General features: G+C 64.0%; 9 protein-coding genes. 3 read left to right on the top strand and 6 right to left on the bottom strand.

All coding sequences use genetic code 11. From position 1 onward, the window contains the following. Positions 1-228: 228 nt before the first annotated feature. The 3 genes from putA to rimK form a co-directional block, all read right to left on the bottom strand. A complete protein-coding gene (gene putA, locus L338_RS13025; protein ID WP_022698834.1) occupies positions 229-3,354 on the bottom strand; it encodes a bifunctional proline dehydrogenase/L-glutamate gamma-semialdehyde dehydrogenase PutA in 3,126 nt (1,041 codons plus the stop codon). A gap of 117 nt (positions 3,355-3,471) precedes the next feature. Next, complete coding sequence (locus L338_RS13020) at positions 3,472-4,542, bottom strand: succinylglutamate desuccinylase/aspartoacylase family protein (protein WP_022698833.1); 1,071 nt, start codon at positions 4,540-4,542, stop codon at positions 3,472-3,474. Then, on the bottom strand, positions 4,502-5,407 hold the full coding sequence (gene rimK / locus L338_RS13015) for a 30S ribosomal protein S6--L-glutamate ligase (RefSeq protein WP_022698832.1): 906 nt from the start codon (positions 5,405-5,407) through the stop codon (positions 4,502-4,504). The genes L338_RS13020 and rimK overlap by 41 nt, the downstream gene beginning before the upstream one ends. Positions 5,408-5,566: 159 nt before the next feature. Here rimK and L338_RS13010 point away from each other — a divergent pair, with 159 nt between their 5' ends. Then, the gene (locus L338_RS13010; protein WP_022698831.1) at positions 5,567-6,703 is read left to right on the top strand and encodes a glycosyltransferase family 4 protein; all 1,137 of its coding nucleotides are present in this window, start codon (positions 5,567-5,569) and stop codon (positions 6,701-6,703) included. 58 nt (positions 6,704-6,761) lie between these two features. Here the strand turns inward: L338_RS13010 and L338_RS13005 are convergent, their stop codons facing one another. Continuing rightward, positions 6,762-7,916 carry a substrate-binding domain-containing protein gene (locus L338_RS13005; protein WP_022698830.1) on the bottom strand — a complete coding sequence of 385 codons (1,155 nt, stop codon included), beginning with the start codon at positions 7,914-7,916 and terminating at the stop codon, positions 6,762-6,764. Between the two features lie 113 nt (positions 7,917-8,029). Next, entirely contained in the window at positions 8,030-9,211 is a 1,182-nt protein-coding gene (locus L338_RS13000) for an OprO/OprP family phosphate-selective porin (protein WP_022698829.1), read from the bottom strand. A gap of 178 nt (positions 9,212-9,389) precedes the next feature. Between L338_RS13000 and L338_RS17125 the strand changes: the two genes are divergently transcribed. Together L338_RS17125 and L338_RS12990 are read left to right on the top strand one after the other, a co-directional pair. Further along, positions 9,390-9,548, top strand: coding sequence for a YqaE/Pmp3 family membrane protein (locus L338_RS17125; RefSeq protein ID WP_022698828.1), 159 nt, complete (start codon positions 9,390-9,392; stop codon positions 9,546-9,548). Beyond that, positions 9,545-9,937, top strand: coding sequence for a DUF4112 domain-containing protein (locus tag L338_RS12990; RefSeq protein WP_022698827.1), 393 nt, complete (start codon positions 9,545-9,547; stop codon positions 9,935-9,937). The genes L338_RS17125 and L338_RS12990 overlap by 4 nt, the downstream gene beginning before the upstream one ends. A 56-nt stretch (positions 9,938-9,993) precedes the next feature. Here L338_RS12990 and L338_RS12985 read toward each other — a convergent pair whose 3' ends face one another. Then, positions 9,994-10,566, bottom strand: a complete 573-nt coding sequence (locus L338_RS12985; protein WP_022698826.1) for a type 1 glutamine amidotransferase domain-containing protein — start codon at positions 10,564-10,566, stop codon at positions 9,994-9,996. Positions 10,567-10,665: the final 99 nt, after the last annotated feature.

Genomic DNA, 10,665 nt, shown 5'->3' with positions numbered 1-10,665 from the left:
AGATCCTTCGATCCGGTCGCGGCCCGTGCGCTCGCAATAGGCTTTCAGATATTTCCCCGCCGGTCGGGATGCCGAGACTCTTCAGGTCCGCGCCCAGAAATCCATTTGATCCGGAGAGGTCCCCCTCTCCCTTTCGCGCAGACTAATCCGTTGCCGGATTGGGCGCTCAAAACCCTCTCCCCCTCGCGGGGGCGAGGGAGAAAGAAGAAGGAAGCTCACCTGCCCCCTCTAAGTCAGGCTCAGCAGTTCCGGGTCGCCGCCCTGGGCGGTGATGTTGACCGTGATGACGCGTTCGGCCGCGAAGCGGGGCAGGTAGTGCGGGCCGCCGGCCTTGGGGCCGGTGCCCGACAGGCGCTCGCCGCCGAAGGGCTGTACGCCGACCACCGCGCCGACCATGTTGCGGTTCACATAGACATTGCCCGCCGGCACCAGCCGCCGCACCGTATCGGCAAAGGATTGCAGGCGGGAATGGACGCCCAGCGTCAGGCCGTAATTTTTCGCCGCCAGTTGCCGCGCCGTCTCTTCCAGCTTCGCCGGCTTGTAGCGGACGATGTGCAGGATCGGGCCGAACACTTCGCGGTCCAGCTGGTCCATCGACTCCAGCTCGACCATGGCCGGGCCGAAGAAGGTCCCCTGCTCATGCAGATCGCCGATCTCCACCTGTTTGAGGATCTTCGCTTCCTTGCCCATGCGCTCCATGTGCTTTTCCAGCACGTCCCGCGCTTCCTCGTCGATGATCGGGCCGATATCGACGTCGGTGCGCGAGGGATCGCCCAGCTTCAGGGCGTCCATCGCGCCCTTGATGCCCTCGATCATGAAGTCGGCGGTATCTTCCGGCAGGAACAGGACGCGCAGCGCCGAACAGCGCTGGCCCGCCGAGTAGAAGGCCGAGGTCATGACATCGTCGATCACCTGTTCGCGCAGCGCGGTGGTGTCGACGAACATGCCGTTCAGACCGCCTGTCTCGGCGATCAGCACGCCGATGGGGCCGTCGCGCTCGGCCAGCGTCCGGTTGATCAGGCGCGCAGTCTCCGTGGAGCCCGTGAACGCCACGCCGGCGATGCGCGGATCGCCGGTCAGCGCGGGGCCGACCGTGCCGCCCTCGCCCGGAATCAGGTGCAGCACGTCGGCAGGCACGCCCGCCTCGTGGAACAGCTTGGTCGCCTCATAGGCGATCAGCGTGGTCTGCTCGGCCGGTTTGGCCAGCACGGCGTTGCCCGCGGCCAGCGCCGCGGCGACCTGGCCGGTGAAGATGGCCAGCGGGAAGTTCCAGGGCGAGATACAGGTGAACACGCCCTTGCCCTGCAGCAGGATCTCGTTGGTCTCGCCCGTCGGCCCGGGAAGGCGCGTTGGCGTGTTGAAATGCTCTTCGGCCTGGTTGGCGTAATAGCGGCAGAAATCCACCGCCTCGCGCACTTCCGCGATGCCGTCGACCAGCGACTTGCCGCCCTCGCGCGACATGATCGCCATCAGGCGGTCGGTGTTTTCTTCCAGCTTGTCGGCCATGGCGCGGATCACCGCCGCCCGGCCGGCGCCGCCCATCACGTCCCAGAGGCCCTGCGCCTTTTCGGCCGCCTCGATGGCCGTATTGACGTCCTCTTCGGTCCCTTCCAGCACCGTGCCGATCTCCCGCGACCGGTCGACCGGGCTGTAGATCGCCGCGCCGCCCTTGGTCGACGCCTTGCCGGAAATGATCGGTCCGGCGGCGATGGGTTCGAAATCCTCCATCGCCTTGACGATGTCGTCACGCTCGGACTTGCGGGCCAGGTCCATGCCCGCCGAATTCAGCCGGCTGGCGCCGAAAATGTTCAGCGGGGTGGGGATCGCCGGATGGCGGGCAATGTTCTCGATATTCTCGAACGGGTCGGACGCCACGGTTTCCGGCGGCACGTCGTCGTCCAGGAAAGCGTGCACGAAAGACGTATTCGCTCCGTTTTCCAGCAGCCGCCGCACCAGATAGGGCAGCAGGTCTTCATGGCTGCCGACCGGGGCATAGACGCGGCGCTTGACCGGGCCATAGATATCGTCGGCCGCGCGATAAAGCGGCGTGCCCATGCCGTGCAGGCGCTGGAACTCGATCTCGCTGGCGCGCTCGCCCGCCATCTCGCGGATCGCGGCCAGGGTGTGGGCGTTGTGCGTGGCGAACTGGCAATAGATGGCGTCGGGGGCGTCCAGCATGGCGCGGGCGCAGGCCAGATAGCTCATGTCGGTCGCCGGCTTGGTCGTCCAGACCGGGAAGTCCGGCATGCCCGCCACCTGCGACAGCTTGATCTCGGTATCCCAGTAGGCGCCCTTCACCAGACGGACCAGGAAGCGCTTGCCGCTGGATTTGGACAGCTCGGTCAGCTTCTGGATCACGCCATAGGCGCGTTTCTGATAAGCCTGCACGGCAAGGCCCAGACCCTGCCAGTCCTTCAGCGACTCCTCGTGCGCCAGCTTCTCCAGAAGCTTCATCTGCAGGACCAGGCGGTCCACTTCCTCGGCGTCCAGGCACAGATTCAGGTCATATCTGGCGGCGGCCTCGACGATGGTTTTCAGGCGCGGATACAGCACCTCGAAAACCTCGTCCTCCTTCTCCGCCTCATAGCGCGGATAAAGGGCGGACAGCTTGACGGAGATGCCGTGGACATCCTCCGGCGCGCCTTCCTCGCGGGTTTCGCCGACCGCCTCGATGGCGTGCATGTAGCGGTCGAAATAGCGCTTGGCGTCGGCTTCGGTGCGCGCCGCCTCGCCCAGCATGTCGTAGCTGTAGAGCGTGTTGCGCTCGCCGGAGATACGCTGGGCGCGCTTGATGGCCGCCTCGATGGAGCGGCCGAGCACGAACTGCTCGCCCATGATGCGCATGGCCTGCATCATGGCGGTGCGGATCACCGGCTCGCCCAGACGGGTCACCAGGCCGCGCATGAAGCCGGCCGGGTCGCGGCGGATTTCCGGGTCGATCTTCACCACGCCGCCGGTCAGCATCAGGCCCCAGGTGGAGGCGTTCACCAGCCAGGAATCGGCGCGGCCCGCATGGGAACCCCAGTTCCCCGAGCGGATTTTCTCGGCGATCAGCTGGTCGGCGGTCTCCGCGTCAGGCACGCGCAGCAGCGCCTCGGCCAGACACATCAGGGCCAGGCCTTCCTTGTTGGAAAGCCCGAACTCCTCAAGGAAGGATTCCATCAGACCCTTGCGGGTGGCCCGTTCGCGGGCCCGGCGGACAAGCTGTACGGCGGTGTCGCGCACTTCGCCGCGCACCGGTTCCGAATCCAGGCCGATCTTGCCGATCAACTCACGGATTTTCGCGTTCTCGTCCGCAAACTTGTCAGCGTCGAGATCATCCCAGTCGATCGTGAACGTTTCCAGCCGCCCCATAGAGCCCTCTCCTCATTCGCGCGAGGGTTCGCGATATCGCCGCTTGACGCGCGGTGCAAGCGAACCGTGCGGCGTCAGATGCGGACAAGAGGCGGCAAAGCCGGGGCAACGACCGTGTCAGGTCTGGGAGCCTTCCTCCCAAAGGATCGGCGCCTGCATCATCTCTTCGGCGAACGTATCGATATGCGCGGAGGTCTGACCGGCGTCGCGGACCTGGGCCACATGGAACAGCGCATCGCCCTGATTGACCACGGGAAGCGCGGACAGGCCGACGACAATGCCGTCGCGGTCCGCAACAACCCAGGACGGGTCATCGCCAAACGCATCGGCGACATAGCCCAGCTCCTGCCCGCTGCGGACATGATCGCCCAGCCGCACGGAATTGCGCAGGATTCCGGCCGACGGCGCGCGCAGCCATTTGGAGGAGCGCGCAATTTCCGGCTGGCGCTTCAGCGGTTTGTGAACCTTGGCGATCATGCCCAGCGTTTCCATCACCCGCATGACGCCGACCGTGCCGGCGCGGATCGCGCGCTCGTCAAAGCGCAGCGCCTCGCCGCCCTCATATGTCATCACCGGCACGCCGGCATCCGCCGCGGAATGGCGCAGGCTGCCGTCCAGCAATCCGGCGTCCAGCGCCATCGGCGCGCCGAAGGCCAGCGCCAGTTCTTTCAGCCGCTCATCTTCAAGATTGGCGCGGATCTGCGGCAGGTTGCGGCGGTGCACCGCGCCCGTATGCAGATCAATCCCGTAATCGGACGCCTCGATCACATGCTGCATCATCGCGTTGGCGATCTGGGCGGCCAGCGATCCGCCGGCCGATCCGGGAAAGGACCGGTTCAGGTCCCGCCGGTCCGGCAGGTAGCGGCTGTGCGACATGAAGCCGAACACATTGACCACCGGCACAAGGATCAGCCGTCCGCGCAGGCGGGACAGCGCCCGGATGCGCGACAGGCGGGCAATGATCTCCACCCCGTTGATCTCGTCGCCGTGAATGGCCGAGCAGACAAACAGCGTCGGTCCGGGCTTGCGGCCCACCAGCACTTCCGCCTCCAGCGCGACCGGCGCGCCGAAGGACAGATGCGAAATCGGGATTTCGATGCGGCGGCGCTGGCCGGGCGCAATCGTGTGCCCGGCAAACTCGAAGGGTTCAGCCTTTTCCGCGGGTTTTTGTTCGGCCTTCTTTGGCATGCTTCTCTATGAATTCGATGATTGCGCCGCCTACGTCGCGGCCGGTTGCGTTCTCGATACCTTCCAGACCGGGGGAGGAATTGACCTCCATCACCACCGGCCCGTGATTGGAGCGAAGAATGTCCACGCCGCAGACATTCAGGCCCATCGCCTTGGCCGCGCGCTTGGCGGTGGAGCGTTCCTCCGGCGTGATGCGCACGGTGGAGGCCGTGCCGCCGCGATGCAGGTTGGAGCGGAAATCGCCATCCGCGCCCTTGCGCTTCATGGCGCCCACCACCTTGTCGCCCACCACGAAAATGCGGAAATCCTCGCCGCCGGCCTCCTTGATGAATTCCTGCACAAGAATCTGAACATTGGCGCCGCGGAACGCCTCGATGACCGAGCGCGCGGAATTATGCGTCTCGCCCAGCACCACGCCGATGCCCTGCGTGCCTTCCAGAAGCTTGATGACCACCGGCGCGCCGCCCGCCATTTCGATCAGCTCGTCCGCCTGCTTGGCCGAATGGGCGAAACAGGTCACCGGCAGGCCGATGCCCCGCCGCGCCAGGATCTGCATGGAGCGCAGCTTGTCGCGCGAACGGCCGATGGCGACCGACTCGTTCAGCGGCCACACGCCCATCATCTCGAACTGCCGCAACACGGCCAGACCATAGAAGGTCACCGAGGAGCCGATGCGCGGAATCACCGCGTCATAGCCGCTCAGTTTCTCGCCGCGATAGAAGATTTCCGGCCTGTGCGAGGTGATGTTCATGTAGCACTGAAGCGTGTCGAGAATTTCGAGCTCATGCCCGCGCGCTTCCGCGGCTTCAACGATGCGCTTGTGCGAATACAGGTTCGGATTGCGAGCAAGCATCGCAAATTTCATATGAAACAGCTCCAGACAGGGGCGGCTTGGAATTTAAGGCTGACCTTATTGACCCGCAGGCGTTTTGACCATGTTGCGACGCGGCGCGCTTGGCCAAACGGTCCGAACGTGTCAATCAGACACCAACTGCGCCCGCATGAAGGAAAAGGCCAGAAGAAAATGCGTATCACGCTGGTGACAGACGCCTGGGAGCCGCAGATGAACGGCGTTGTGCGGACGCTTTCGCGCGTCGTGCAGGAATGCCGTGAAATGGGGCATGAGGTGGATGTCATATCCCCCGCCGACGGCTTCAAGACGATCCCCCTGCCCACTTATAACGAGATCGAACTGGCGCTGGGCGCGCGCGACCAGATCGCCAAGCGCATCACCGATTTCGAGCCGGACGCGATTCACATCGCGACCGAAGGCACGCTGGGCATGACCGCGCGCTCGATCTGCCTGAAATGGGGCTGGCCGTTCACCACCAGCTACCACACGAAGTTCCCGGAATACGTCAATGCGCGCTTCCCCTTCGTGCCGCACAAGGCGGGCTACGCCTTCATGCGCTGGTTCCACAATGCCGGCGACCGCCTGATGGTCGCCACGCCGTCCATGCGCGAGGAGCTGGAGAAGCGCGGCTTTACCCATATCGTCGCCTGGGCGCGCGGCGTGGACACCGAAATGTTCCATCCGTCAAAGCGCGCCGCGACGGATGAAGAGAGCGTCTATGCCGGGCTGCAGCGCCCGGTCATCGTCAATGTCGGCCGCGTCGCGGTCGAGAAAAACCTGGAAGCCTTCCTGAAGCTGGACCTGCCCGGAACCAAGGTAATCGTCGGGCACGGCCCGCAGCTGGAAGAGCTGCAGGAGCATTATCCCGACGTTGTCTTTACCGGCTCCAAGTTCGGCGAGGAGCTGGCCCGCTATTTCGCCGATGCGGACGCCTTTGTCTTTCCCAGCTGGACTGACACATTCGGGCTGGTGATCCTGGAATCCATGGCGGCTGGCACGCCGGTCGCCGCGTTCCCGGCGCACGGCCCGAAAGACATCATCCCCGGCTCCAACGCCGGATCGGTCAGCGAGGATTTGCAGCAGGCGGTCATGGATTGCCTGGACCTCGACCGCGAGGTGGTGCGCGCCTATGCGGAGCAATTCAGCTGGCGGCGCTGCGCGGAGGATTTCGTCAGCAATCTGGAAGTGCCGCCCAAGCCACGGCGGCGCGCCTTCTGGCGGCGGCTGCGCAAGCTGGGCGGACGGGCGGTGCCCAATATCCCCGCCCCGGTCCGCCGCCGCATCAGCGCGGTCCTGCGGAAGCGGTAGAAACAAAAAAGCTCCCCGGAAACCGGGGAGCTTTTTCATGTCGGTCCGGCAAGCTCGCCTATTCGGACGGCGGGCCGGCCATCGGCTCCAGCGCGCGGGACGCGGCGCGGACTTCCTCCACGCGATCGGCCGGCAGCGGGATCAGGCCTTTTTCGGTCAGGTAACCGAACTCGCCCATCGCCTCTTCGGACGTGTACTCGTTCACGAACTCCTGGAAGCCCGGAACCAGCTCTGCATGCTGGCCTTTCGCATAGACGAAAAGCGTACGCGAGATCGGATAATCGCCGCTGGCGATATTGTCGAAGCTCGGCTCCACGCCATCCACCATCGCGCCCTGCAGACGGTTCTGGTTCTGCTCCAGGAAGGAATAACCGAACACGCCAAAGGCGGTCGGGGTCTTGGTCAGCGTCTGGACGATGGCGTTGTCATTTTCGCCGGCGTCGATCCAGCGCTGGTCCTCGCGCAGGGTGTGCGCGATGGCCTCGAACCGGTCGCCGTCGGACTCTTCCATCTCGGCCAGACAGGCATAACCGGCCGCGCCCTTGGCCATGCCCAGTTCGACGAAGGCGTCGCGCGTGCCGGACGTCGGAGGCGGGCCATAAACCTCGATCGTTTCATCGGGGAGGGCCGGGTCGATTTCAGACCAGTTTGTATAGGGGTTGTCCTGCATGGTGCAGTCATCGTCGGAGGCCGGAATTTGCTTGGCCAGCGCCGTGAAAAGCTGCTTGGACGTTATGTCCATCGCCGGGGAGGATTTCACGTTGGAAATGACGATGCCGTCATAACCGACCGGGATTTCCACCACGGAACTGACGCCGTTTTCTTGGCACATCTCGAACTCGCTGGCCTTGATGCGGCGGGACGCGTTGGTGAAATCCGGCTCGCTGGAGCCGACGCCGGCGCAGAACAGCTTCATGCCGCCGCCCGTGCCCGTGGACTCGACGATTGGGGTCGAGAAAGCGGTCCGCGCGCCAAACTGTTCGGCGACCGCGGTCGTGAACGGATAGACCGTGGAGGAGCCGACAATCTGGATCGTCTGACCGGAAGTCACCCCGGTCGACTGGCCGATGGCTTCGGACTGGCCGGCGGTTTCGAACGCGGCCGGGCCGGCGGTTTCGGCGCCGGTGTCAGAGGCGGGTCCGGATTCAGAACCGCAAGCCGCCAGCGCGGCGGCGCAAATCGTGGAAACGAGGAAGATACGGTGGTTCGCCATCTGGATTACCTCTTGATGCAACAAACACTTGGGGAGGGTGAAATCTGGGGCACGGCTACAGCGGCCATGTAACAGTTTGACGACAATTGAGCGACAAACATCGGTCTGCGGCCCTACCAGTCGATCTGGGCGCGAAGCTGCACGACCTCGGAGTCGCCGTCGCCAAACGGGCCGTCATCTATGTCGGCGGCGACGTAATTGGCCATGAAGCGAACACGCGCGGTCGGATACCAGTTGACGCCGAGGGTGAGACTGTCCTGCTGGCCGCCGGTGACGGGGCCGTCCGTCAGGTCAACCGTATCGAAGCGGGCCGCCAGCTCCACCGCTCCGAACCCGCCGCGGCCGAGCGCACGCAGGGGCTTGGTGCGATCGAACGCGCCCTTGCCCGGCTTGTAGGCGCGGCTTTCGCCGGTGAGAAACCAGCCGGCCTGAATATAGGCGCTGTTGAAATCCGCATCCGCCGCGGCGCCGTCAGCGGACTGTCGCGCAGCCTCGGCCTGGACATGCAGCGGGCCGCGAACGGCCGCGGCTTCCACGCCGGTCAGGAAATCGGTATCGGCGAAACGCGGCGTGGCGACATAGCGGTCGGCCAGGTGCGCCAGAGGACGCTGACGGTAGCGCAGGCTATCGCCATTGATGCTGGAATCGCTGCGGTATCGGCCGAAAGCGCCAAGATGGACAAAGGTCTGCCCTTCCTTGTCGGCCACCGGCGCGAACGTGGCGCGGGACGAAACCGACCAGGTATCGTCCAGATCGAACTCATCCATCACGCCGCCATGAAGGCCGGTGGACCACGTCCAGTTATCGCCGCCGGTCAGGACGGAAACGCCGATGCGGCGGTCGATGGAAAAGGCGTCGGTGAGGGAGCCGCGCTCCATGAAGGTCGTGAACCGGCTGGAAGTCTGCTCGTCCAGTGAAGCGTGTTCCTTGTAGTGACCCGCCTGGATGGTCACGCCGTCCCCGGGCTTGAACTGAACCAGCACGTCCTTGGGCTGGATCTTGTCGTCGATGAAGTCGAACTCTGCCTTCATCTTGACCGCGCCGGCGTCGACTTCCGCCCCAAGGCGGAGCGTGCGGGTTTCGGTATCCGTGACGCCGGGAACCGGAGAAGCAAAATCATTGTCGATATTGGCGTAGTCGTAATAGGCGCGGCCACGCAGTTTGAACGTGATGTCCTCCCCCACGGCCCATTCCGGAGCGCCGTCATAGAGCGGATTATAGCCTTGATCTGCAGGCTGGGCGGCAGCCATGGCGGGGGTGGCGGCGAGGGCGAGACAGGCGGCGAACAGACGCATGTGACGTTCCGGTGTTGTTTTTATGAATCTTTGATTGCGTTCCTGTGACAGCGTTCTGTGACATTTATGTGTAAGTTGAATGACAGTTCTGCATCATGTGCGCTGACGGGCATAAGGGGAACCTGAAATCGGCTGATCCGTTGTCAGAACAGGCATTTTCAAACAAGGACCGCCCCTCATGGATATCATCCGCATCATATTGTCCGTTATAATTCCCCCGCTTGGCGTCTTTCTGCAGGTGGGTCTCGGCGCGCAGTTCTGGATCAATATTCTTCTGACCCTGCTCGGCTATATTCCCGGCCTGATCCACGCCATCTGGATCATCGCCCGCCGATGAACACAGACGACTCCAGTTTGGCCGGGCCGGACCGGGAAGCGCGTTGCCGCAAGGCGGTAGAGCGCGCTGACCGGCTGGCCCGCGTCATGGACTATCAGCTGGGCAAGGGGCCGTTCCGTTTTGGCCTCGACGCCGTGCTGGGCCTCATTCCCGGCGTCGGCGACGTCACGACCGGCGCCGTGGGTCTGTATTTCCTCAAACTGGCGCGGGACGCGGAACTGCCCAAACACAAGATGGCGGGCATGGTCGGCAATCTGGCGATCGACACGGCGCTGGGCGCCATTCCGCTGGTCGGCGATCTGTTCGACTTCGGCTTCCGGGCGCACCAGCGCAACGCGAAAGTCATAAGGCGGCACGTGGACAGCCAGTTCCCGCCCCCGCCGGCATAAAAGAAAGCCCCGGAAATATTTCCGGGGCTTTTCATTTGCGGCCGTGGAAACGGTTATCAGGCAGCAGATTGCGCCTGACCGCGGTGTTTCCCTTCGCAGAATTCCTCGACCATCTTCGCGTTAAACGCCGGCAGATCGTCGGGATTGCGGCTGGTGACCAGCCCTTCATCCACCACGACTTCCTGATCCTTCACGATGGCGCCCGCCTTTTCCAGATCAGGCTGGACGGTGGCGAAGGCGGTCATGGTCCGGCCCTTGACCACGTCCGCGGTGATCAGGACCTGCGGCCCGTGACAGATCGCGGCCACGGGCTTTTTCTGACTGAAGAAATCCTGGACAAACCCGATCACGCGGTCATCACCGCGCAAATGGTCAGGATTGAACAGGCCGCCCGGAATCATCAGCGCGTCATAATCGGACGCGGCGACTTCATCGATCGTACGGTCAACCGGCGCGGTCTTGGACTTCTCCATGTGCTGGAAACCCTGAACCTCGCCGCGCTCAAGGCTGACGATCTCGACCGTTGCGCCGCCCTGCTCCAGTGCGTCCCTGGGGGAGAACAGCTCCGATTCCTCGAAGCCATCAGCGACCAGTATTGCGACTCTCCGGCCTTCTATACGCCCACTCATTATTATTCTCCTTTTTTGCGACTTTTCTGGTCATACCAACGGATCAGGAGCCTCGGCCGTTCCCGCAATTGCTGCTTATGAGGCGCAAGAGAAAGGGCG

The organism is Euryhalocaulis caribicus, from assembly GCF_000412185.1.
Classification (GTDB): domain Bacteria; phylum Pseudomonadota; class Alphaproteobacteria; order Caulobacterales; family Maricaulaceae; genus Euryhalocaulis; species Euryhalocaulis caribicus.
Note: the sequence above shows the minus strand (reverse complement) of the source record. Positions and strands in the feature narration are given on the sequence as shown.

Bases quoted from the DNA above. Each gene is read 5' to 3' on its own strand.
- putA (WP_022698834.1), bottom strand. From the start codon at position 3,354: ATGGGGCGGCTGGAAACGTTCACGATCGACTGGGATGATCTCGACGCT.
- L338_RS13020 (WP_022698833.1), bottom strand. From the start codon at position 4,542: ATGCCAAAGAAGGCCGAACAAAAACCCGCGGAAAAGGCTGAACCCTTC.
- rimK (WP_022698832.1), bottom strand. From the start codon at position 5,407: ATGAAATTTGCGATGCTTGCTCGCAATCCGAACCTGTATTCGCACAAG.
- L338_RS13010 (WP_022698831.1), top strand. From the start codon at position 5,567: ATGCGTATCACGCTGGTGACAGACGCCTGGGAGCCGCAGATGAACGGC.
- L338_RS13005 (WP_022698830.1), bottom strand. From the start codon at position 7,916: ATGGCGAACCACCGTATCTTCCTCGTTTCCACGATTTGCGCCGCCGCG.
- L338_RS13000 (WP_022698829.1), bottom strand. From the start codon at position 9,211: ATGCGTCTGTTCGCCGCCTGTCTCGCCCTCGCCGCCACCCCCGCCATG.
- L338_RS17125 (WP_022698828.1), top strand. From the start codon at position 9,390: ATGGATATCATCCGCATCATATTGTCCGTTATAATTCCCCCGCTTGGC.
- L338_RS12990 (WP_022698827.1), top strand. From the start codon at position 9,545: ATGAACACAGACGACTCCAGTTTGGCCGGGCCGGACCGGGAAGCGCGT.
- L338_RS12985 (WP_022698826.1), bottom strand. From the start codon at position 10,566: ATGAGTGGGCGTATAGAAGGCCGGAGAGTCGCAATACTGGTCGCTGAT.